Here is an 18,414-nt window from a genome sequence, read left to right on the forward strand (position 1 = left end):
GTCAAAAAGAGACCAGTCATCTTGACTGTCCGGGGGCGCAGGCTTACACTTGCGTCCCTTAAATTTTACCCCCTGCACAGGGGGTAAGTTTCATTGATATGGTTTTTTGGAGTTTGCTTACATGGCAACGATTAATCAGTTGGTGCGTAAGCCTCGTAAGCGCAAGGTAGCCAAGAGCGATGTTCCTGCTCTCCAGGCCTGCCCTCAGCGCCGTGGTGTGTGCACTCGTGTGTATACCACAACGCCGAAGAAGCCGAACTCAGCACTGCGTAAAGTGTGCCGTGTTCGTCTGACCAACGGCTACGAGGTTTCCTCATACATTGGTGGTGAAGGTCACAACCTTCAGGAGCACAGTGTTGTGCTTATCCGTGGCGGTCGAGTAAAAGACCTTCCGGGTGTGCGCTATCACACTGTTCGCGGAACGCTGGACACCCAGGGTGTACAGAACCGTAAGCAGGGCCGCTCCAAGTACGGTGCAAAACGACCCAAGTCCTGATGTCCCGAGCGGGTGTCTTTTATCGTTGCTTGTCAGAACGGTAAGAGTAAGGCTGAGTAGCATTTGCTATCTCAGGGGTTCCTGAAGACCTTTTAGATATATAAGGGCTTATCGATGCCTAGAAGAAGAGTTGCAGCTAAACGGGAAATTATCCCGGATCCGAAATTCGGCAGTGCACGTCTTGCCAAGTTCATCAACCACGTGATGGAAAGTGGCAAGAAGTCTACCGCAGAGCGCATTGTTTACGGCGCTCTGGACATTGTTGCCGAGAAATCCAAAGAAGAGCCGATCGACATGTTCGAGAAGGCCCTGGAGAACATCCAGCCGATGGTTGAGGTTAAGTCCCGTCGTGTTGGTGGTGCTACTTACCAGGTGCCTGTCGAAGTACGGCCTTCTCGTCAGAACGCGCTGGCAATGCGCTGGCTCGTAGAATATTCACGGAAGCGCGGTGAGAAGTCCATGGCTCAGCGTCTGGCTGGTGAAATCCTGGACGCCGCTGACAGCAAAGGCTCCGCTGTTAAGAAGCGTGAAGATGTTCACCGCATGGCAGAAGCCAACAAGGCGTTCTCTCACTTCCGTTTCTAATCAGCCGAGGTTTATACAGTGGCACGCAAGACTCCTATCAAGCGTTACAGAAACATTGGTATTTGTGCGCACGTTGATGCGGGCAAAACCACGACCACCGAGCGGGTGCTGTTCTACACAGGTATCTCCCACAAGATCGGTGAAGTTCATGATGGTGCAGCTACCATGGACTGGATGGAGCAGGAGCAGGAGCGTGGTATTACCATCACCTCTGCTGCGACTACGACATTCTGGCAGGGTATGGACAAGCAGTACCCTGAGCACCGGATCAACATCATCGACACCCCGGGGCACGTTGACTTCACTATCGAAGTAGAGCGCTCCCTGCGCGTACTCGACGGTGCGGTTGTCGTGTTCTGTGGTTCCTCCGGTGTTGAGCCGCAGTCCGAGACTGTATGGCGTCAGGCCAACAAGTACGAAGTTCCGCGCATGGTGTTCGTCAACAAGATGGACCGTGCCGGTGCAAACTTCCTGCGCGTCGTCGAGCAGATCAAAAAGCGTCTCGGTGCGAACTGCGTTCCCATCCAGTTGCCGATCGGTGCTGAAGACAACTTCGCCGGTATCGTTGACCTGATCCGGAACAAGGCCATCTACTGGAACGAAGCTGACTCTGGCGCAACTTACGAGCAGAAAGACGTTCCCGCGGAAATGGAAGACGAAGTCGCCATGTACCGCGAGCAGATGGTTGAAGCTGCTGCAGAAGCCAACGAAGAGTTGATGGAAAAGTACCTCGAAGAGGGTGAGCTCTCCATCGACGATATCAAGAAGGGTCTGCGTATGCGTACCCTGGCGAACGAGATCGTTGTTGCTACCTGTGGTTCTGCGTTCAAGAACAAGGGTGTCCAGGCGGTTCTGGATTCCGTTATCGAGTTCCTGCCGGCGCCGGACGAAGTCAAGGCCATCCGTGGTGAAGTTGACGAAGACGGTACCGAGGAGCTTCGTGAGGCGGATGATGATGCGCCGTTCGCGGCACTGGCGTTCAAAATCGCCACAGACCCGTTTGTGGGCACGCTGACCTTCTTCCGGGTTTACTCCGGTAAGCTTGAGTCCGGTAATGCCGTCTACAACTCGGTCAAAGGCAAGAAAGAGCGCGTCGGCCGTATGGTTCAGATGCACTCCAAGGATCGCCAGGAAATCAAAGAAGTACTGGCGGGCGACATCGCTGCTGCGATCGGCCTGAAGAGCGTAACCACCGGTGACACCCTGTGCGACGAGAATCACAAGATCATTCTCGAGCGCATGGAATTCCCGGAGCCGGTTATCTCTGTTGCCGTTGAGCCGAAGTCCAAGGCGGACCAGGAAAAGATGGGCGTTGCACTGGGTAAGCTGGCTCAGGAAGATCCGTCGTTCCGCGTTCGTACCGACGAGGAATCCGGTCAGACCATCATCTCTGGCATGGGTGAGCTTCACCTGGACATCATCGTTGACCGCATGCGTCGCGAGTTCAAGGTAGAGGCGAACATCGGCAAGCCGCAGGTGGCCTACCGTGAGCGCATTCGCAAGTCGGTAGACGTCGAAGGCAAATTTGTGCGTCAGTCTGGTGGTCGTGGTCAGTACGGTCACGTCAAGATCAAGCTTGAGCCGTTGCCGCTGGATGATGAAGATGGTGAAAACTTTATCTTCGTGAATGAGATTGTTGGTGGTGTTGTTCCCAAGGAATACATCCCGGCAGTTCAGCAGGGTATTGAAGAGCAGATGCAGAACGGCTGTCTGGCCGGTTATCCGCTGCTGCGTATCAAGGCAACCCTGTACGACGGTTCCTACCACGACGTCGACTCGAACGAGATGGCCTTCAAGGTCGCTGGTTCCATGGCAATGAAGAAGGGTGCCCTCGAGGCGAACCCGGCACTGCTCGAGCCGATCATGCGTGTTGAAGTTGTGACGCCGGAAGATTACATGGGTGATGTTGTAGGCGACCTGAACCGTCGTCGCGGCGTTATCCAGGGCATGGACGAAGGTCCTGCCGGTAAGGTCATCCGTGCAGAGGTTCCGTTGTCGGAAATGTTCGGTTACGCCACCGACCTGCGTTCTGCAACGCAAGGCCGGGCGTCCTATGCGATGGAGTTCTCTGGTTATTCAGAGGCACCTTCGAACATTGCCGAAGCGATCATTAAAAAGGGTTGATCCCCAGGACTTAAGAAACAGGAAGAGGTGTAACCGTGTCTAAATCTAAATTTGAGCGTAATAAGCCGCACTTGAACGTAGGCACCATTGGTCACGTTGACCATGGTAAAACCACTTTGACTGCTGCCTTGACCCGTGTATGTCACGAAGTTTGGGGTACAGGCTCTGCGAGTGCCTTCGACCAGATCGATAACGCACCGGAAGAGAAGGCGCGTGGTATTACCATTGCGACTTCCCACGTTGAGTACGATTCCCCGAATCGCCACTACGCTCACGTAGACTGCCCGGGCCACGCTGACTATGTGAAGAACATGATCACTGGTGCGGCGCAGATGGACGGCGCGATCCTGGTTTGCTCCGCAGCTGACGGCCCCATGCCGCAGACCCGTGAGCACATCCTGCTGTCCCGTCAGGTTGGCGTACCTTTCATCGTTGTGTTCCTGAACAAAGCGGACATGGTAGACGATGAAGAGCTGCTCGAGCTGGTTGAGATGGAAGTTCGTGACCTGCTGAGCCAGTACGACTTCCCGGGTGACGACACTCCGATCATCACCGGTTCTGCGCTGATGGCGCTGGAAGGCAAAGACGACAACGAGATGGGTACTACCGCTGTTAAGAAGCTGGTAGAAGCTCTGGATGACTACATCCCCGAGCCGGAGCGTGCGATCGATCAGCCGTTCCTGATGCCGATCGAGGACGTCTTCTCTATCTCTGGTCGTGGTACTGTTGTGACCGGCCGTGTTGAGCGTGGCGTTATCAAGACTGGTGACGAAGTGGAAATCGTTGGTATCAAGGATACCGTGAAGACCACTTGTACTGGTGTTGAGATGTTCCGCAAGCTGCTGGACGAAGGTCGTGCCGGTGAGAACATTGGTGCGCTTCTGCGTGGCACCAAGCGTGACGACGTTGAGCGTGGTCAGGTTCTGGCGGTTCCGGGTTCCATCACTCCGCACACCAAGTTCGAGTGCGAAGTGTACGTACTGTCCAAAGAAGAAGGCGGCCGTCATACTCCGTTCTTCAAGGGCTACCGTCCGCAGTTCTACTTCCGTACCACCGACGTAACCGGTTCTTGCGAACTGCCGGAAGGTGTGGAAATGGTTATGCCGGGTGACAACGTCAAGATGAGTGTTACCCTGATTGCTCCGATCGCCATGGAAGATGGCCTGCGCTTCGCGATTCGTGAAGGCGGCCGTACCGTTGGTGCCGGCGTGGTCTCCAAGATCATCGAGTAATCTTCTCGTTTGATCAGGAAAAAGGGGCTGATTCTTCAGCCCCTTTTTCTGTTTCAGCCGCAAAGCCAGCCTGACCCGGTCAACCAGTATTGCTGTTGACAGGGTTGGGTATTATGCATACAATGCGGCTCCTTTTTTTGAAGGTCGGCTAACTAGTAGCTGCTACGAGTGGAGTTTGGTGCATCATGCAAAGCCAAAAAATTCGAATCCGGTTGAAGGCGTTTGATTATCGCCTGATCGACCAGTCCACGCAGGAGATCGTCGATACCGCCAAGCGGACCGGCGCTCAGGTGCGTGGCCCTATCCCTCTGCCGACGCGGAAGGAAAAGTACACCGTATTGATCTCTCCGCACGTCAATAAGGACGCGCGCGATCAGTATGAAATTCGTACGCATAAGCGTTTGCTCGACATCGTTGAGCCGACGGAAAAGACAGTAGATGCTCTGATGAAACTGGACCTGGCAGCAGGTGTAGACGTTCAGATCAGCCTCGGCTAATACCGCCCGGTATTAGTCTGTGTAACTGTCATAAGGCCATAGAGGGTGAGAGCCCCGTACACTTAAGAGGTGAAACATGGCAATTGGTGTTGTCGGTCGTAAGGCCGGTATGACCCGTATTTTTACGGAAGATGGGCAGGCACTGCCCGTAACGGTAATTGAGGTTGAGCCCAACCGCATTACCCAACTGAAAACTCTTGAAAGCGATGGCTACCGCGCCGTTCAGGTGACTGTCGGTACTCGTCGTTCCTCTCGTGTTACCAAGAGCGAAGCGGGCCACTTTGCCAAGGCGGGTGTTGAAGCCGGTCGTGGTATGTGGGAATTCCGTCTTGCCGATGGCGAAGGTGAAGACCTGGCCGCCGGTGGCGAGATTACGGCTTCTGTATTCGAAGACGGTCAGGTGGTAGATGCCATCGGCCAGTCCAAGGGTAAGGGCTTCCAGGGCGGTGTTAAGCGCTGGAACTTCTCCATGCAGGATGCCACTCACGGTAACTCTCTGTCTCACCGTGCTCCGGGTTCCATTGGTCAGAACCAGACTCCGGGCAAGGTATTCAAGGGCAAAAAGATGGCGGGCCAGATGGGTAATGCTCAGGTAACTGTGCAGAACCTGAAAATTGTCCGTGTCGACGCCGAGCGCAACCTGCTGCTGGTAAGTGGTGCCGTTCCCGGCGCAACTGGCGGCGATGTTGTCATCAAGCCTGCAGTTAAAGCCTGAGGAGCGGTGCGATGGAATTGACTATTACAGGTAGCGGCAAGGGAATTTCTGTTTCCGACGCTGCATTCGCCAAAGATTTTAACGAGTCGCTGGTTCACCAGGTAGTGACTGCCTACATGGCAGGCGCCCGCCAGGGTACCAAGGCTCAGAAAACGCGTTCCGAAGTAAGCGGTGGCGGTAAGAAGCCATGGCGTCAGAAGGGCACCGGTCGTGCCCGTGCCGGTACTATCCGTAGTCCGATCTGGCGCTCCGGTGGCGTTACCTTTGCAGCCAAGCCTCGCGGCTTTGAGCAGAAGGTAAACCGCAAAATGTACCGCGCAGCGATGCGCTCCATTTTTTCCGAGCTGGTTCGCCAAGAGCGTCTGGTTGTTGTTGACGACATGAACGTTGACAGCCCGAAGACCAAGGCATTCAACGCCAAGCTGAAGGATATCGGTGTGACCAATGCGCTGGTTCTGTCCGACAACGTCGAACAGAACCTGCATCTGGCCTCACGCAACATTCCGCACGTTGACGTGCGTGATATTGCTGGTCTGGATCCGGTTAGCCTGGTTGCCTTCGAGAAGGTCGTTGTGACCGTTCCCGCTCTGAAGAAGATCGAGGAGATGCTGGGATGAATCAGGAACGTATTTACAAGGTCCTGCTTGGGCCGCACGTATCGGAAAAAGCGTCTCTGGCAGCAGAGCGTGGCCAGGTGGTGTTTCGTGTAGCACCTGATGCCACCAAGCCCGAGATCAAGAAAGCCGTTGAGCAGCTGTTCAACGTCACCGTAGAAGGTGTTCAGGTTCTGAACCGTAAGGGTAAGCTCAAGCGCACTATCCGCGGGTTCGGCAAGCGTAATGACATTCGTAAGGCTTACGTAAAGCTGGCAGAAGGTCAGGACATCGATTTTCTGGATGTGGAATAAGGTAAAGGGGTCGTAATATGCCGATCGTCAAAACCAAACCAACATCTGCCGGACGCCGTCACGTTGTAAAGCTTTACAACCCGGATCTGCACACTGGGCGCCCCTACGAGCCGTTGGTAGAAAGAAAGAACAAGACGGGTGGTCGTAACAATGTAGGCCGCATCACAACCCGTCACACGGGTGGTGGCCACAAGAAGCACTACCGTGTCATCGATTTCAAGCGGACCAAAGATGGTATCCCGGCGACTATTGAGCGCCTGGAATACGATCCGAACCGCTCTGCGCACATTGCACTGTTGAAGTATGCCGATGGCGAGCGTCGTTACATCATCGCTCCCAAGGGTATGCAGATCGGTGATCCTGTGCGCTCCGGTATCGACGCGCCAATCAAGGTGGGTAGCACGCTGCCGCTCCGGAATATTCCGGTCGGTTCTGTGATCCACTGCGTCGAACTCAAGCCTGGCAAAGGTGCACAGCTGGCTCGCTCTGCGGGCGCATCCGTACAGCTGGTTGCCCGGGAAGGTGCTTATGCCACCATCCGCCTGCGCTCAGGTGAAATGCGTAAGGTGCTTGTTGACTGTCGCGCAACGTTGGGTGAAGTGTCCAACAGCGAACACAGCCTCAAGCAGCTTGGTAAAGCGGGTGCATCACGTTGGCGCGGCAAACGGCCAACAGTACGTGGTGTTGCTATGAACCCAGTTGACCACCCACATGGTGGTGGTGAAGGGCGTACCTCTGGCGGGCGTCACCCGGTTACTCCGTGGGGTGTTCCGACCAAAGGGCATAAGACTCGTAAGAACAAGCGTACTGACAAAATGATAGTACGTCGTCGTTCGGCCAAGTAAACGACTACATAGAGGTAATTGCTGTGCCACGTTCTTTGAAGAAAGGTCCTTTTATAGACCTGCATCTGTTGAAGAAGGTCGAGGCAGCTCTGGAAGCTAACGACAAGCGGCCGATCAAAACCTGGTCCCGCCGGTCGACAGTCTTTCCGGAGATGGTAGGCCTGACCATTGCAGTCCACAACGGCAAGCAGCACGTGCCGGTTTATGTCACCGAAGATATGGTTGGACATAAGCTGGGTGAGTTCGCGGCAACGCGTACTTATCGTGGTCATGCGGCCGACAAGAAAGCTAAACGCTGATTCTGAGGTAATCAAAATGGAAGTAGCAGCCAAGTATAAGGGCGCTAACCTCTCAGCTCAGAAAGCACGTCTTGTCGCTGACCAAGTACGTGGCAAGGCTGTTGAGGATGCCCTGAACATTCTGACTTTCAGCCCGAAGAAGGCGGCGGTCGTGATCAAGAAAGCTCTTGAGTCCGCCATCGCCAACGCTGAGCATAACGAAGGTCTGGACGTTGACGAACTGCGGGTTTCCACCGTGATGGTGGATGAGGGTCCGACGCTCAAGCGAATCAAAGCTCGAGCCAAGGGGCGCGCTGACCGTATTTTCAAGCGCACCTGCCATATCACCGTCAAGGTCGCCGACAAGTAGGAGATGCTCAGATGGGTCATAAAGTAAATCCAACCGGCATTCGCCTGGGTGTGATCAAAGAGCACAACTCAGTCTGGTATGCCGACAAAAAGGAATACTCCAAGAACCTGCTGAATGATATTCAGGTTCGCGAGTTCCTCGACAAGCGTCTGGTTAAGGCGTCTGTCAGCAAGATTGTGATCGAGCGCCCTGCTCAGAACGCCCGTATCACGATCCATACTGCCCGTCCCGGTATTGTTATCGGTAAGAAGGGCGAAGATGTTGATCGTCTGCGTCGCGAAGTCAGCGACATGATGGGTGTGCCTGTGCACATCAACATCGAAGAAGTCCGCAAGCCGGACCTCGATGCCCGCCTGGTAGCGCAAAACGTTGCCGGGCAGCTGGAGCGTCGTGTGATGTTCCGTCGCGCTATGAAGCGCGCGGTCCAGAACGCCATGCGCCAGGGTGCCAAGGGTATCAAGATCCAGGTTGGCGGTCGTCTCGGGGGTGCTGAAATCGCGCGTTCCGAGTGGTATCGCGAAGGTCGTGTTCCGCTGCACACACTGCGTGCAGATATTGATTACGCAACCTACGAAGCGCATACCACTTACGGCGTAATCGGCGTCAAGGTATGGATCTTCAAAGGTGAGATTCTTGGTGGTATGGAGCAGGTCCGTGCTGACAAGAAAGCCTCTGGGAAGAAAGGTTCTAAGTAAAGGGGCACTCTTATGCTGCAACCAAAACGCACCAAATTCCGCAAGGTAATGAAAGGCCGTAACACCGGGCTTGCTCACCGCGCCAACAAGGTGAGCTTCGGTGAATACGGATTGAAGGCTACGAGCCGTGGGCGTATAACTGCGCGCCAGATTGAGGCAGCGCGTCGTACCATGACTCGTCGCATCAAGCGGGGCGGTAAGATCTGGATCCGGGTTTTCCCGGACAAGCCGATCACCGGTAAGCCGCTTGAAGTTCGAATGGGTAAAGGTAAGGGTTCTGTCGAGTATTGGGTGGCTGAAATCCAGCCTGGCCGCATGCTCTATGAGATGGAAGGTGTTTCCGAGGAAATCGCTCGTGACGCATTCACTCTCGCGGCGGCCAAACTGCCGGTACAGACCACCTTTGTAACGAGGACGGTGATGTGATGAAAGCAACAGAGCTGCGTGAAAAGTCAGTCGAGGAGCTGAACAAAGAGCTGATCGACCTCCTGAAGGAGCAGTTCAACCTGCGCATGCGCAAGGCGACAGGTCAGCTGAATCAGTCTCACCTTCTCGGCAAGGTGAAGCGCGACATCGCTCGCGTGAAAACAGTATTGAACGAAAAGGCAGGACAGTGACATGACCGAAGCTACCCAAACTGCCAGAACTTTGAGCGGCAAGGTCGTGAGCAACAAGATGGAGAAATCCATCGTGGTGCTGGTCGAGCGTCAGGTGAAACACCCGCTGTACGGTAAGTACATGAAGCGTTCAACCAAGATCCACGCTCACGATGAGAGCAATCAGTGCAACATCGGTGACACTGTGACCATTCAGGAAACCCGTCCGGTCTCGAAGACCAAGAGCTGGGCCCTGGTGGAAGTTACCGAACGTGCATCCAAGGTGTAACGCCGGAGAACAACCATGATTCAGACTCAAACAATGCTTGAAGTCGCGGATAACAGCGGTGCGCGTCAGGTGATGTGCATCAAGGTCCTGGGCGGTTCACATCGGCGTTATGCCAGCGTAGGGGATATCATCAAGGTGACCGTCAAGGAAGCCATCCCCCGCGGTAAAGTGAAGAAAGGCCAGGTCCTGAAAGCTGTCGTGGTACGCACCCGCAAGGGTGTTCGCCGTCCCGACGGTTCGCTGATCCGTTTCGACGGAAACGCGGCGGTACTTCTGAACAATCAGGACGCACCGATTGGTACCCGTATCTTCGGACCGGTTACCCGTGAACTGCGTAATGAAAAGTTCATGAAGATTATCTCACTGGCACCCGAAGTACTTTAAAGGACCAGAGGCCGGTTATGAAAAAGATCAAACGAGATGACGAAGTAATCGTCACCACGGGGAAAGATAAAGGCAAACGTGGTAAAGTCCTGAAGGTTCAGGACGATGGCCGCATGGTGGTTTCTGGGATCAATATGATCAAGAAGCACACCAAGCCGAACCCGATGCTGGGCTCCCCAGGTGGCATCGTCGAAAAAGAAGCACCTATCCAGGCTTCCAACGTGGCTATTTTTAATCCGCAGACCGGCAAAGCCGATCGTGTAGGCTTCCAGATCAAGGAAGACGGCGCGAAAGTGCGGATCTTCAAGTCCACGAATGAAGCTGTCGATAACCAGTAAGCGGTGGTGGTTACGATGCTTAACATGAAAGAGCAGTACAGTAAGGAAGTGGTACCCGCCCTGCAGAAAGAGTTCAGCTACAAGAACATCATGCAGGTGCCGCGTATCGAAAAGATCACCCTTAACATGGGTGTCGGCGAAGCGGTTGGTGACAAGAAGCTGATTGAGAATGCTGTGGCGGATCTCGAGCGCCTGGCAGGTCAGAAAGCGGTTGTTACCAAGGCTCGTAAATCCGTCGCGGGTTTCAAAATCCGTGAAGGTTGGCCTATCGGTTGTAAAGTTACCCTGCGCGGCGAGCGTATGTGGGACTTCTTTGATCGTCTGGTTCACATTGCGGTTCCCCGCATTCGTGACTTCCGCGGTCTGAATCCCAAGTCGTTCGACGGTCGCGGTAACTACAGCATGGGTGTGCGTGAGCAGATCATTTTCCCCGAGATCGAGTACGACAAAGTCGACAAGATCCGTGGTCTGGATATCACCATTACCACCACTGCCGGTACCGACGATGAAGGTCGCGAACTGTTGAAAGCCTTTGGCTTTCCGTTCAAGAAATAAGGAACGAGTGTAATGGCTAAGGTTTCCATGAAAAACCGTGAGCTCAAGCGCGAAAAGACCGTTGCGAAGTTCGCAGCGAAGCGTGCCGAGCTCAAGGCGATTATCAAGAACCCGAATACCAGCGATGATGACCGTTGGGACGCACAGATGAAGCTTCAGCAGCTTCCTCGCGATGCTTCTCCTTCGCGTCTTCGTAATCGTTGCCAGGTGACTGGTCGTCCCCACGGCGTTCTGCGCAAGTTTGAGCTGTCACGGATCAAACTCCGTGAATACGGCATGCGCGGTGACGTTCCGGGCCTGACCAAGGCAAGCTGGTAAGATAGGCACCCTGACCTCGGTCGGGTGCCTGTTGGTAAGCGGTGCGGCAAGCCGCTGCACAACTAAAAAGATCAGGAGCCTCATACCAATGAGTATGCAAGACACGCTTGCGGATATGTTTACCCGTATCCGTAATGCACAGATGGCATCGAAAGCAGACGTTACGATGCCGTCTTCAAAAATGAAGATCTCCGTAGCCCAAGTCCTTAAGGACGAAGGTTACGTCGACGATTTCTCCGTTTCAGCCGACGCGAAGCCCGAGCTGACGATTACTCTGAAATACTTCGGTGGCAAGCCGGTTATTGAAGAGATCAAGCGGGTCAGCCGTCCGAGTCTGCGCCAGTACAACGGCGCTGGGGAACTGCCGAAAGTATCCGGTGGTCTGGGAGTCGCGATTGTCTCAACGTCCAAGGGCGTTATGACAGACCGCGCCGCACGAGCTGCTGGCGTGGGTGGCGAAGTCATCTGCACCGTATTCTAGGAGATACACATGTCCAGGGTTGCCAATAATCCTGTCGTGCTGCCTTCCGGTGTTGAGGTTAAGCTGAACGGACAGGAAATTAGTGTGAAGGGCTCCAAGGGAGCGCTTCAAATCACCATTCACCAGGCGGTTGAAGTAAAGCAGGAAGAAAATGTTCTGCGCTTTGCGGCCCGCGATGGTGCTACCAAGTCCCGCGCTCTTGCTGGTACTACTCGTGCACTGGTCAACAACATGGTGACCGGTGTTTCCACAGGCTGGGAACGTAAACTCCAGCTGACGGGCGTAGGTTACCGTGCCCAGGCGCAAGGTAAGAAGCTCAATCTGACTCTGGGTTTCTCACACCCGGTCGAGTATGAGCTGCCCGAGGGGATTACCGCAGAAACTCCGTCCAATACGGAAGTTGTGATTCGCGGTATCGACAAGCAACAGGTTGGCCAGGTCGCTGCGGAAGTCCGCGCGTTCCGTCCGCCCGAGCCTTATAAGGGCAAGGGTGTTCGTTATGCGGATGAGCAGGTCAGACGCAAAGAAGCCAAGAAGAAATAAGGCGGGACTATGAGCGCGAATACTGAAAGATTGCGTCGCGCACGCAAAGTGCGCATGAAGATCCGTGAACTGGGTACCAATCGTCTGTGCGTTCACCGCACACCGCGTCACATGTACGCCCAGGTCACAACTGCAGACGGCAGCAAGGTGCTGGCTTCTGCCTCCACGTTGGATAAGGAACTGCGCCAGGGTGCAACCGGTAACGTGGACGCTGCCAAAAAGGTCGGTCAGCTGATCGCTGAGCGTGCCAAGGCAGCAGGTGTAGAGCAGGTTGCTTTTGACCGCTCCGGTTACCGTTATCACGGCCGTATTCAGGCTCTGGCCGACGCAGCCCGTGAAGCTGGCTTGCAATTCTAAGAGGTGGAGAAGATGAGCGTTAACGAACAGAAGGCGCCTGAGCTCCAGGAAAAGCTGGTTCAGGTCAATCGTGTCGCCAAGGTTGTTAAAGGTGGCCGTATTTTCGCCTTCACCGCACTGACTGTAGTGGGTGATGGTAAAGGTCGCGTTGGTTTCGGTCGTGGCAAGGCGCGTGAAGTGCCGGTTGCCATCCAGAAGGCCATGGAAGCTGCACGCAAGAACATGGTAGAAGTTCCGCTTGACGGTACTACCCTGCAATACCCGGTCAAGGCTCAGCATGGCGGCTCCAAGGTCTACATGCAGCCTGCATCCGAAGGTACTGGTATCATCGCCGGCGGTGCGATGCGCGCAGTACTGGAAGTGGCGGGTGTTCAGAACGTACTGTCCAAGTGTTACGGGTCTACCAACCCGGTGAACGTGGTACGTTCCACCATCAAGGGTCTCCAGGCAACTCAAGCGCCTGAAGATATTGCAGCCAAGCGCGGTAAGACCGTGGAAGAGATTCTGGGTTGAAGTCATGGCGAACGCAAAAACGATCAAAGTAACTCTGACCCGCAGCCCCATCGGCTGCCAGCCCAAGCACAAGTTGTGTGTGAAGGGCCTGGGTCTTCGTAAAATCGGTCACACCGTGGAAGTGGAAGATACCCCTTCCATCCGCGGCATGATCAACCGGGTTGATTACCTGGTTCGGGTTGAGGAGAACTAAGATGCGTCTGAACGAACTTAGTCCGGAACCCGGTTCACGCCAGGCCCCCAAGCGGGTCGGTCGTGGTATCGGTAGCGGTCTCGGTAAAACCGGCGGTCGTGGTCACAAGGGTCTGAAAGCCCGCTCTGGTGGCAGTGTAGCGCCCGGTTTCGAGGGTGGTCAGCAGCCGTTGGCCCGTCGTCTGCCGAAGTTTGGCTTCACCTCCCGTCAGCAGCGCTACGTTGCTGAAATTCGCCTGAACGAGTTGGCGAAGGTTGAAGGCGATGTGGTGGATCTGGAAGCCCTGAAAAAGGCAGACATTATTCGCGGAGAGATTCGCGAAGCCAAGGTTATCATGTCCGGCGAACTGAGCCGCGCGGTAACTGTGAAGGGACTTCGGGTAACCAAAGGCGCGCGCGAGGCAATTTCTGCCGCGGGTGGTAAAGTCGAAGACTAAGGCGAGTCGAGGACTAAATGGCCAAGAACGCATCATTGCCTGCGGGCGCGGGTAAAGGGCTGGCAGAGCTGCGATCGCGGCTCTGGTTTGTCTTCCTGGCATTGCTGGTGTACCGGATTGGTGCCCACATTCCGGTGCCGGGTATCAACCCCGACCGTCTGGCGGCACTGTTTGAACAGAACCAGGGCACAATCCTGAGCATGTTCAACATGTTTTCCGGTGGTGCGCTTGAGCGCATGAGTATCTTCGCTCTCGGTATCATGCCGTACATTTCGGCCTCTATCATCATGCAGCTCATGACTGCGGTTAGTCCGCAGCTTGAGCAGCTGAAGAAAGAAGGCGAGGCTGGCCGTCGAAAGATCAGCCAGTACACACGGTATGGTACGGTTATCCTGGCCCTGGTTCAGGGTTTTGGTATTTCTGTCGGTCTGGCATCTCAGGGTGTCACTTTCAATGACAGCTTCAGCTTCCACTTTGTGGCGGTTGTGTCATTTGTGAGTGGTGCTGTGTTCATGATGTGGCTTGGCGAGCAGATCACCGAGCGGGGTGTTGGTAACGGCATCTCCCTGCTGATCTTCGCCGGTATCGTCGCCGGGCTTCCCGGTGCGATCGGTCAGACGCTCGAGCAGGCCCGAAATGGTGAGATGAGCCTGCTGGTCGTTCTCGGTATTGGTGTTCTTGCGGTTGCTGTTATCGGCTTCGTGGTCTTCATGGAGCGCGGGCAGCGCAGGCTGACAATCAATTACGCCAAGCGGCAACAGGGTCGCCGGGTGTTCGCCCAGCAGTCCAGTCACCTTCCCCTGAAGGTAAATATGGCCGGTGTTATTCCGCCCATCTTTGCGTCTTCCATTCTGCTCTTCCCGGCATCGCTGGGGCAGTGGTTTGGTCAGGGTGAGGGTATGGAATGGCTGAGCGATGTATCCCAGGCTCTGGCGCCGAGCCAGCCGTTGTACATTATCCTGTTTGCAGCAGCAGTGGTTTTCTTCTGCTTCTTCTATACAGCCCTGATGTACAACCCGAAGGAAGTTGCGGATAACCTCAAGCGCTCTGGAGCGTTTATTCCGGGCATTCGTCCTGGTGATCAGACTGCCAAGTATATCGATGGTGTTCTGACCCGTCTGACGCTGTTCGGTGCAATGTACATTGCAGCAGTTTCCCTGTTCCCTCAGTTCCTGATGGTGGCCGGGAATGTACCGTTCTATCTGGGTGGTACCTCTCTGCTGATTGTTGTAGTCGTGGTGATGGATTTCATGGCGCAGGTTCAGTCGCACCTGATGTCCCATCAGTATGAATCGCTGATGAAGAAGTCCAATCTCAAGGGCTATGGTCGGAACGGTTAATCCCGTTCCCCTTGAAAACTGGAGTCGACAATGAAAGTACGCGCTTCGGTAAAGAAAATTTGCCGTAACTGCAAAGTAATTCGTCGCAATGGCTCGGTACGAGTCATTTGCTCGGAGCCTCGTCACAAGCAACGCCAGGGTTGATTCCGAGAGGAATCGTTCCTGACATTGTAGGGTTTCGGAATGATGGCGCTTGACTCCATGCGGGGTCAGGCGCTATTATTTCGCGCCCTTTTTGTGGCGGAAAATTCACACAGCAAAGCTTTGAACGCGGAGTAATTTGGATGGCACGTATAGCCGGTGTCAATATACCCGATCACAAACATGCTGTTGTCTCGCTGACCTACATCTTTGGTGTTGGCAAGACCACAGCCCAGAAGCTTTGCGATGCAACCGGCGTCAAGCCGGACCTTAAGGTCAAAGACCTTAGCGACGAGCAGCTTGAAGCACTTCGTACTGAAGTGGGCAAGGTGTCTGTCGAAGGTGATCTGCGTCGTGAAGTACAGATGAACATCAAGCGTTTGAAGGATCTCGGATGCCACCGTGGTCTGCGTCATCGTCATGGACTTCCGGTCCGTGGCCAGCGCACCAAGACCAACGCACGCACCCGTAAAGGTCCACGCAAACCTATTCGTAAGTAACAGGTAGGCAAACATGGCAAAGCCAGGTACACGTACCCGTAAAAAGGTGAAAAAGACGGTTGTTGATGGCGTCGCGCACATTCACGCGTCCTTCAACAACACTATCGTGACCATTTCTGACCGTCAGGGCAACGTCCTGTCCTGGGCCACTTCTGGTGGTTCCGGTTTCCGTGGGTCACGCAAGAGTACACCTTTTGCTGCGCAGGTAGCAGCTGAAAGAGCCGGTAATGCGGCTGCTGAATACGGCCTTAAAAACCTGGACGTAGAGGTTAAGGGTCCTGGGCCCGGACGTGAGTCTGCAGTTCGCGCGCTGAATGCGTGTGGCTACAAGATCACCAACATCACAGATGTGACGCCGATTCCCCACAACGGCTGTCGTCCGCCCAAGAAGCGCCGCGTCTAACACAGGAGACAGTGAATTATGGCTCGTTATATAGGCCCGAAGTGCAAGCTGTCTCGTCGTGAAGGGACAGATCTTTTTCTGAAGAGCGGTGTTCGCGCGCTCGATTCCAAGTGCAACATCGAGACTCCGCCGGGTATGCACGGCGCGCGTCGCGGTCGTCTGTCCGAGTACGGCGTACAGCTTCGTGAGAAACAGAAAGTTCGTCGTATCTACGGCGTTCTGGAGAAGCAGTTCCGCAACTATTACAAAGAGGCCGCCCGAGGCAAAGGTGCAACTGGTGAAAACCTGCTGCAACTGCTGGAAGGTCGTCTCGATAACGTTGTATACCGCATGGGCTTTGGTTCTACCCGTGCAGAAGCCCGTCAGCTCGTCTCTCATAAGGCGATCCTGGTCAACGACAAGACGGTTAATATTCCGTCCTACCAGGTCCGGCCGGGTGATGTTGTGAGCGTGCGTGAAAAGGCGAAGAACCAGCTGCGTGTTAAAGGCGCACTGGATCTGTCTGCAAGCCGTGCACCGGTGAGCTGGGTAGAGGTCGACGCCAACAAGATGTCCGGCGTTTACAAGTCAGTACCTGAGCGTACTGAGCTGCCGGCCGACATCAACGAGAACCTCATCGTCGAGCTTTACTCCAAGTAAAGCCCAGTTAGCAACGATAGCAGATAGGGGCGTCTATGCAGCGTTCAGTACATGAGTTATTGACACCTCGTACCATTGACGTGAAGGAATCAAGCGCCACACGTGCCAAGGTTACGCTTGAGCCTCTGGAAAGGGGCTTTGGTCATACCCTGGGCAGTGCACTGCGCCGGATTCTCTTGTCTTCGATGCCGGGCTGCGCCGTGACTGAAGCGCAGATTGACGGTGTCCTGCACGAGTACAGCGCCATTGAGGGTGTCCAGGAAGACGTCATCGAGATTCTGCTGAATCTCAAAGGCGTTGCCGTAAAAATGAACGGTCGGGACGATGCCGAGCTCACGCTCAGCAAGAAAGGCCCGGGCGTTGTGACAGCCGGTGATATCAAGCTGGATCATGACGTCGAGATTGCCAACCCGGAGCACGTGATCTGTCACCTTAGCGAGAATGGTGAAGTGAACATGCGTCTCCGTGTTGCTCGCGGTCGCGGCTATGAGCCGGCAGACCAGCGTGGTCTTGACGAGGACGAAACTCGCGCCATCGGACGCCTGCAGCTGGATGCAACATTCAGCCCGGTTCGTCGTGTGGCTTACGCCGTGGAAAGTGCACGGGTAGAGCAACGGACCGACCTGGACAAGCTGGTTATCGACCTGGAGACCAATGGCACCATCGACCCGGAAGAAGCAATTCGCCGGGCGGCGACCATCCTCCAGCAGCAACTGGCGGTGTTTGTTGATTTCGATCATGAGAAAGAGCCCGAGCGTGTTGAGGAAGAGGAAGAAATCGATCCTATCCTGCTGCGTCCGGTTGATGATCTGGAATTGACAGTGCGTTCAGCTAACTGCTTGAAGGCTGAGAACATTTACTACATCGGCGATCTTATCCAGCGCACAGAAGTTGAGCTGTTGAAGACGCCTAACCTTGGTAAAAAGTCGCTGACCGAGATCAAGGACGTTCTGGCGTCCCGTGGTCTGTCACTGGGCATGCGTCTTGATAACTGGCCGCCGGCTAGCCTTCGTGGCGACGACCGGGTTCTGGGCGGTTAATCGCCGATTAGTTTAAGGTAAGGAATCAGAGCAATGCGTCATCGTAAGAGTGGTCGTAAGTTCAGCAGGACCAGTGCGCATCGCAAGGCCATGTTCCGTAACATGACTGCGTCACTGGTTGAACACGAGCTGATCAAAACAACGCTGCCGAAAGCCAAAGAGCTTCGTCGGGTAGCTGAGCCTTTGATCACGCTTTCCAAGAATGATTCGGTCGCGAATCGTCGTCTGGCGTTCTCACGCCTGCGTGACGATGCAGCGGTTGCCAAGCTGTTTGACGAGCTTGGTCCTCGCTACAACGAGCGTCCGGGTGGATACCTTCGTATCCTGAAGTGCGGCTTCCGTGCTGGCGACAATGCCCCTATGGCATTCGTTGAGCTGGTCGGTCGTCCGCTGGATATCGAAGCGGAAGAGGTGGACGAAGACGAGGATTAATTTCTTCGGCTTTGGCCAACCACAAAAAAACCGGGTTCCGTGAGGTTCCCGGTTTTTTTGTGCCTCGGTTGTAGATAACTCCTAGCCTGGAAGTATGGGGGCTGGCAAGGGGGTGGAGGTTTATTTTCTTTGGAAAAATAACTCGCTGCGCTCAGACATCTTTTTCCGGCAG

Annotated in this window: 32 protein-coding genes; all 32 read left to right on the top strand. The window is 54.8% G+C overall.

Annotated elements, in window-relative coordinates; all coding sequences use genetic code 11:
- Positions 1 to 121 precede the first annotated feature (121 nt).
- The 32 genes from rpsL to rplQ all read left to right on the top strand — a co-directional run bounded on the left by rpsL (position 122) and on the right by rplQ (position 18,242).
- A complete protein-coding gene (gene rpsL, locus AC5JQH_RS13390) occupies positions 122 to 496 on the top strand; it encodes a 30S ribosomal protein S12 (protein ID WP_008174844.1) in 375 nt (124 codons plus the stop codon).
- Between the two features lie 114 nt (positions 497 to 610).
- Entirely contained in the window at positions 611 to 1,081 is a 471-nt protein-coding gene (gene rpsG, locus AC5JQH_RS13395; RefSeq protein ID WP_008174847.1) for a 30S ribosomal protein S7, read from the top strand.
- Positions 1,082 to 1,099: 18 nt separating this feature from the next.
- Positions 1,100 to 3,205 carry an elongation factor G gene (fusA, locus tag AC5JQH_RS13400; RefSeq protein ID WP_008174849.1) on the top strand — a complete coding sequence of 702 codons (2,106 nt, stop codon included), beginning with the start codon at positions 1,100 to 1,102 and terminating at the stop codon, positions 3,203 to 3,205.
- 35 nt (positions 3,206 to 3,240) lie between these two features.
- On the top strand, positions 3,241 to 4,437 hold the full coding sequence (gene tuf / locus AC5JQH_RS13405; RefSeq protein WP_008174851.1) for an elongation factor Tu: 1,197 nt from the start codon (positions 3,241 to 3,243) through the stop codon (positions 4,435 to 4,437).
- A gap of 185 nt (positions 4,438 to 4,622) precedes the next feature.
- Entirely contained in the window at positions 4,623 to 4,934 is a 312-nt protein-coding gene (gene rpsJ / locus AC5JQH_RS13410; protein WP_004580743.1) for a 30S ribosomal protein S10, read from the top strand.
- A gap of 76 nt (positions 4,935 to 5,010) precedes the next feature.
- The gene (rplC, locus tag AC5JQH_RS13415) at positions 5,011 to 5,649 is read left to right on the top strand and encodes a 50S ribosomal protein L3 (RefSeq protein WP_008174858.1); all 639 of its coding nucleotides are present in this window, start codon (positions 5,011 to 5,013) and stop codon (positions 5,647 to 5,649) included.
- An 11-nt stretch (positions 5,650 to 5,660) separates the two neighbouring features.
- Complete coding sequence (gene rplD / locus AC5JQH_RS13420) at positions 5,661 to 6,266, top strand: 50S ribosomal protein L4 (protein ID WP_493791501.1); 606 nt, start codon at positions 5,661 to 5,663, stop codon at positions 6,264 to 6,266.
- A complete protein-coding gene (gene rplW / locus AC5JQH_RS13425) occupies positions 6,263 to 6,556 on the top strand; it encodes a 50S ribosomal protein L23 (protein ID WP_008174862.1) in 294 nt (97 codons plus the stop codon). The genes rplD and rplW overlap by 4 nt, the downstream gene beginning before the upstream one ends.
- A 17-nt stretch (positions 6,557 to 6,573) precedes the next feature.
- Positions 6,574 to 7,401, top strand: a complete 828-nt coding sequence (gene rplB / locus AC5JQH_RS13430; protein ID WP_008174864.1) for a 50S ribosomal protein L2 — start codon at positions 6,574 to 6,576, stop codon at positions 7,399 to 7,401.
- Between the two features lie 23 nt (positions 7,402 to 7,424).
- A complete protein-coding gene (gene rpsS, locus AC5JQH_RS13435) occupies positions 7,425 to 7,700 on the top strand; it encodes a 30S ribosomal protein S19 (RefSeq protein ID WP_007154011.1) in 276 nt (91 codons plus the stop codon).
- A gap of 16 nt (positions 7,701 to 7,716) precedes the next feature.
- Positions 7,717 to 8,049: a 50S ribosomal protein L22 gene (gene rplV / locus AC5JQH_RS13440; protein ID WP_008174870.1), complete on the top strand. Its 333-nt coding sequence runs from the start codon at positions 7,717 to 7,719 to the stop codon at positions 8,047 to 8,049.
- An 11-nt stretch (positions 8,050 to 8,060) separates the two neighbouring features.
- Complete coding sequence (gene rpsC / locus AC5JQH_RS13445; RefSeq protein ID WP_008174872.1) at positions 8,061 to 8,744, top strand: 30S ribosomal protein S3; 684 nt, start codon at positions 8,061 to 8,063, stop codon at positions 8,742 to 8,744.
- Between the two features lie 12 nt (positions 8,745 to 8,756).
- Positions 8,757 to 9,170, top strand: a complete 414-nt coding sequence (gene rplP, locus AC5JQH_RS13450) for a 50S ribosomal protein L16 (RefSeq protein WP_008174875.1) — start codon at positions 8,757 to 8,759, stop codon at positions 9,168 to 9,170.
- Positions 9,170 to 9,361 carry a 50S ribosomal protein L29 gene (gene rpmC, locus AC5JQH_RS13455; protein WP_008174877.1) on the top strand — a complete coding sequence of 64 codons (192 nt, stop codon included), beginning with the start codon at positions 9,170 to 9,172 and terminating at the stop codon, positions 9,359 to 9,361. Before rplP ends, rpmC begins: the two co-directional genes overlap by 1 nt.
- A 1-nt stretch (position 9,362) precedes the next feature.
- Positions 9,363 to 9,629 (top strand): 30S ribosomal protein S17, encoded by a 267-nt coding sequence (rpsQ, locus tag AC5JQH_RS13460; RefSeq protein ID WP_008174879.1) that lies wholly within the window; start codon positions 9,363 to 9,365, stop codon positions 9,627 to 9,629.
- A 15-nt stretch (positions 9,630 to 9,644) separates the two neighbouring features.
- Positions 9,645 to 10,013 (top strand): 50S ribosomal protein L14, encoded by a 369-nt coding sequence (gene rplN, locus AC5JQH_RS13465; RefSeq protein WP_007154005.1) that lies wholly within the window; start codon positions 9,645 to 9,647, stop codon positions 10,011 to 10,013.
- Positions 10,014 to 10,030: 17 nt separating this feature from the next.
- Positions 10,031 to 10,351: a 50S ribosomal protein L24 gene (gene rplX, locus AC5JQH_RS13470; RefSeq protein WP_008174881.1), complete on the top strand. Its 321-nt coding sequence runs from the start codon at positions 10,031 to 10,033 to the stop codon at positions 10,349 to 10,351.
- 15 nt (positions 10,352 to 10,366) lie between these two features.
- Positions 10,367 to 10,906 carry a 50S ribosomal protein L5 gene (gene rplE / locus AC5JQH_RS13475; protein WP_008174883.1) on the top strand — a complete coding sequence of 180 codons (540 nt, stop codon included), beginning with the start codon at positions 10,367 to 10,369 and terminating at the stop codon, positions 10,904 to 10,906.
- A gap of 12 nt (positions 10,907 to 10,918) precedes the next feature.
- Positions 10,919 to 11,224, top strand: coding sequence for a 30S ribosomal protein S14 (rpsN, locus tag AC5JQH_RS13480; protein ID WP_008174884.1), 306 nt, complete (start codon positions 10,919 to 10,921; stop codon positions 11,222 to 11,224).
- Between the two features lie 88 nt (positions 11,225 to 11,312).
- Complete coding sequence (gene rpsH / locus AC5JQH_RS13485; protein ID WP_008174886.1) at positions 11,313 to 11,705, top strand: 30S ribosomal protein S8; 393 nt, start codon at positions 11,313 to 11,315, stop codon at positions 11,703 to 11,705.
- A 9-nt stretch (positions 11,706 to 11,714) separates the two neighbouring features.
- The gene (gene rplF, locus AC5JQH_RS13490; RefSeq protein WP_008174888.1) at positions 11,715 to 12,248 is read left to right on the top strand and encodes a 50S ribosomal protein L6; all 534 of its coding nucleotides are present in this window, start codon (positions 11,715 to 11,717) and stop codon (positions 12,246 to 12,248) included.
- 9 nt (positions 12,249 to 12,257) lie between these two features.
- The gene (gene rplR / locus AC5JQH_RS13495) at positions 12,258 to 12,605 is read left to right on the top strand and encodes a 50S ribosomal protein L18 (RefSeq protein WP_041644927.1); all 348 of its coding nucleotides are present in this window, start codon (positions 12,258 to 12,260) and stop codon (positions 12,603 to 12,605) included.
- A 12-nt stretch (positions 12,606 to 12,617) separates the two neighbouring features.
- Positions 12,618 to 13,118, top strand: coding sequence for a 30S ribosomal protein S5 (rpsE, locus tag AC5JQH_RS13500; RefSeq protein ID WP_008174892.1), 501 nt, complete (start codon positions 12,618 to 12,620; stop codon positions 13,116 to 13,118).
- A gap of 4 nt (positions 13,119 to 13,122) precedes the next feature.
- A complete protein-coding gene (rpmD, locus tag AC5JQH_RS13505; protein ID WP_012139786.1) occupies positions 13,123 to 13,311 on the top strand; it encodes a 50S ribosomal protein L30 in 189 nt (62 codons plus the stop codon).
- A gap of 1 nt (position 13,312) precedes the next feature.
- A complete protein-coding gene (gene rplO, locus AC5JQH_RS13510; RefSeq protein ID WP_014575962.1) occupies positions 13,313 to 13,747 on the top strand; it encodes a 50S ribosomal protein L15 in 435 nt (144 codons plus the stop codon).
- A gap of 17 nt (positions 13,748 to 13,764) precedes the next feature.
- Positions 13,765 to 15,087 carry a preprotein translocase subunit SecY gene (secY, locus tag AC5JQH_RS13515; protein WP_008174899.1) on the top strand — a complete coding sequence of 441 codons (1,323 nt, stop codon included), beginning with the start codon at positions 13,765 to 13,767 and terminating at the stop codon, positions 15,085 to 15,087.
- Between the two features lie 30 nt (positions 15,088 to 15,117).
- Entirely contained in the window at positions 15,118 to 15,231 is a 114-nt protein-coding gene (gene rpmJ, locus AC5JQH_RS13520; protein ID WP_008174902.1) for a 50S ribosomal protein L36, read from the top strand.
- Between the two features lie 140 nt (positions 15,232 to 15,371).
- Positions 15,372 to 15,728, top strand: a complete 357-nt coding sequence (gene rpsM, locus AC5JQH_RS13525; protein WP_008174904.1) for a 30S ribosomal protein S13 — start codon at positions 15,372 to 15,374, stop codon at positions 15,726 to 15,728.
- Positions 15,729 to 15,741: 13 nt separating this feature from the next.
- Entirely contained in the window at positions 15,742 to 16,131 is a 390-nt protein-coding gene (gene rpsK / locus AC5JQH_RS13530; protein WP_007153992.1) for a 30S ribosomal protein S11, read from the top strand.
- Between the two features lie 18 nt (positions 16,132 to 16,149).
- The gene (rpsD, locus tag AC5JQH_RS13535; protein ID WP_053114301.1) at positions 16,150 to 16,770 is read left to right on the top strand and encodes a 30S ribosomal protein S4; all 621 of its coding nucleotides are present in this window, start codon (positions 16,150 to 16,152) and stop codon (positions 16,768 to 16,770) included.
- A gap of 35 nt (positions 16,771 to 16,805) precedes the next feature.
- Positions 16,806 to 17,810 carry a DNA-directed RNA polymerase subunit alpha gene (locus AC5JQH_RS13540; RefSeq protein ID WP_008174911.1) on the top strand — a complete coding sequence of 335 codons (1,005 nt, stop codon included), beginning with the start codon at positions 16,806 to 16,808 and terminating at the stop codon, positions 17,808 to 17,810.
- A gap of 33 nt (positions 17,811 to 17,843) precedes the next feature.
- Positions 17,844 to 18,242, top strand: a complete 399-nt coding sequence (gene rplQ / locus AC5JQH_RS13545) for a 50S ribosomal protein L17 (protein ID WP_008174913.1) — start codon at positions 17,844 to 17,846, stop codon at positions 18,240 to 18,242.
- Positions 18,243 to 18,414 lie beyond the last annotated feature (172 nt).

It is taken from the genome of Marinobacter sp. H13, assembly GCF_059072335.1.

What these genes read in the sequence shown, in the direction of transcription:
- rpsL (WP_008174844.1), top strand. Translation starts at nt 122, where the DNA reads ATGGCAACGATTAATCAGTTGGTGCGTAAGCCTCGTAAGCGCAAGGTA.
- rpsG (WP_008174847.1), top strand. Translation starts at nt 611, where the DNA reads ATGCCTAGAAGAAGAGTTGCAGCTAAACGGGAAATTATCCCGGATCCG.
- rpsJ (WP_004580743.1), top strand. Translation starts at nt 4,623, where the DNA reads ATGCAAAGCCAAAAAATTCGAATCCGGTTGAAGGCGTTTGATTATCGC.
- rplC (WP_008174858.1), top strand. Translation starts at nt 5,011, where the DNA reads ATGGCAATTGGTGTTGTCGGTCGTAAGGCCGGTATGACCCGTATTTTT.
- rplD (WP_493791501.1), top strand. Translation starts at nt 5,661, where the DNA reads ATGGAATTGACTATTACAGGTAGCGGCAAGGGAATTTCTGTTTCCGAC.
- rplW (WP_008174862.1), top strand. Translation starts at nt 6,263, where the DNA reads ATGAATCAGGAACGTATTTACAAGGTCCTGCTTGGGCCGCACGTATCG.
- rplB (WP_008174864.1), top strand. Translation starts at nt 6,574, where the DNA reads ATGCCGATCGTCAAAACCAAACCAACATCTGCCGGACGCCGTCACGTT.
- rplV (WP_008174870.1), top strand. Translation starts at nt 7,717, where the DNA reads ATGGAAGTAGCAGCCAAGTATAAGGGCGCTAACCTCTCAGCTCAGAAA.
- rpsC (WP_008174872.1), top strand. Translation starts at nt 8,061, where the DNA reads ATGGGTCATAAAGTAAATCCAACCGGCATTCGCCTGGGTGTGATCAAA.
- rplP (WP_008174875.1), top strand. Translation starts at nt 8,757, where the DNA reads ATGCTGCAACCAAAACGCACCAAATTCCGCAAGGTAATGAAAGGCCGT.
- rpmC (WP_008174877.1), top strand. Translation starts at nt 9,170, where the DNA reads ATGAAAGCAACAGAGCTGCGTGAAAAGTCAGTCGAGGAGCTGAACAAA.
- rpsQ (WP_008174879.1), top strand. Translation starts at nt 9,363, where the DNA reads ATGACCGAAGCTACCCAAACTGCCAGAACTTTGAGCGGCAAGGTCGTG.
- rplN (WP_007154005.1), top strand. Translation starts at nt 9,645, where the DNA reads ATGATTCAGACTCAAACAATGCTTGAAGTCGCGGATAACAGCGGTGCG.
- rplX (WP_008174881.1), top strand. Translation starts at nt 10,031, where the DNA reads ATGAAAAAGATCAAACGAGATGACGAAGTAATCGTCACCACGGGGAAA.
- rplE (WP_008174883.1), top strand. Translation starts at nt 10,367, where the DNA reads ATGCTTAACATGAAAGAGCAGTACAGTAAGGAAGTGGTACCCGCCCTG.
- rpsN (WP_008174884.1), top strand. Translation starts at nt 10,919, where the DNA reads ATGGCTAAGGTTTCCATGAAAAACCGTGAGCTCAAGCGCGAAAAGACC.
- rpsH (WP_008174886.1), top strand. Translation starts at nt 11,313, where the DNA reads ATGAGTATGCAAGACACGCTTGCGGATATGTTTACCCGTATCCGTAAT.
- rplF (WP_008174888.1), top strand. Translation starts at nt 11,715, where the DNA reads ATGTCCAGGGTTGCCAATAATCCTGTCGTGCTGCCTTCCGGTGTTGAG.
- rplR (WP_041644927.1), top strand. Translation starts at nt 12,258, where the DNA reads ATGAGCGCGAATACTGAAAGATTGCGTCGCGCACGCAAAGTGCGCATG.
- rpsE (WP_008174892.1), top strand. Translation starts at nt 12,618, where the DNA reads ATGAGCGTTAACGAACAGAAGGCGCCTGAGCTCCAGGAAAAGCTGGTT.
- rpmD (WP_012139786.1), top strand. Translation starts at nt 13,123, where the DNA reads ATGGCGAACGCAAAAACGATCAAAGTAACTCTGACCCGCAGCCCCATC.
- rplO (WP_014575962.1), top strand. Translation starts at nt 13,313, where the DNA reads ATGCGTCTGAACGAACTTAGTCCGGAACCCGGTTCACGCCAGGCCCCC.
- secY (WP_008174899.1), top strand. Translation starts at nt 13,765, where the DNA reads ATGGCCAAGAACGCATCATTGCCTGCGGGCGCGGGTAAAGGGCTGGCA.
- rpmJ (WP_008174902.1), top strand. Translation starts at nt 15,118, where the DNA reads ATGAAAGTACGCGCTTCGGTAAAGAAAATTTGCCGTAACTGCAAAGTA.
- rpsM (WP_008174904.1), top strand. Translation starts at nt 15,372, where the DNA reads ATGGCACGTATAGCCGGTGTCAATATACCCGATCACAAACATGCTGTT.
- rpsK (WP_007153992.1), top strand. Translation starts at nt 15,742, where the DNA reads ATGGCAAAGCCAGGTACACGTACCCGTAAAAAGGTGAAAAAGACGGTT.
- rpsD (WP_053114301.1), top strand. Translation starts at nt 16,150, where the DNA reads ATGGCTCGTTATATAGGCCCGAAGTGCAAGCTGTCTCGTCGTGAAGGG.
- AC5JQH_RS13540 (WP_008174911.1), top strand. Translation starts at nt 16,806, where the DNA reads ATGCAGCGTTCAGTACATGAGTTATTGACACCTCGTACCATTGACGTG.
- rplQ (WP_008174913.1), top strand. Translation starts at nt 17,844, where the DNA reads ATGCGTCATCGTAAGAGTGGTCGTAAGTTCAGCAGGACCAGTGCGCAT.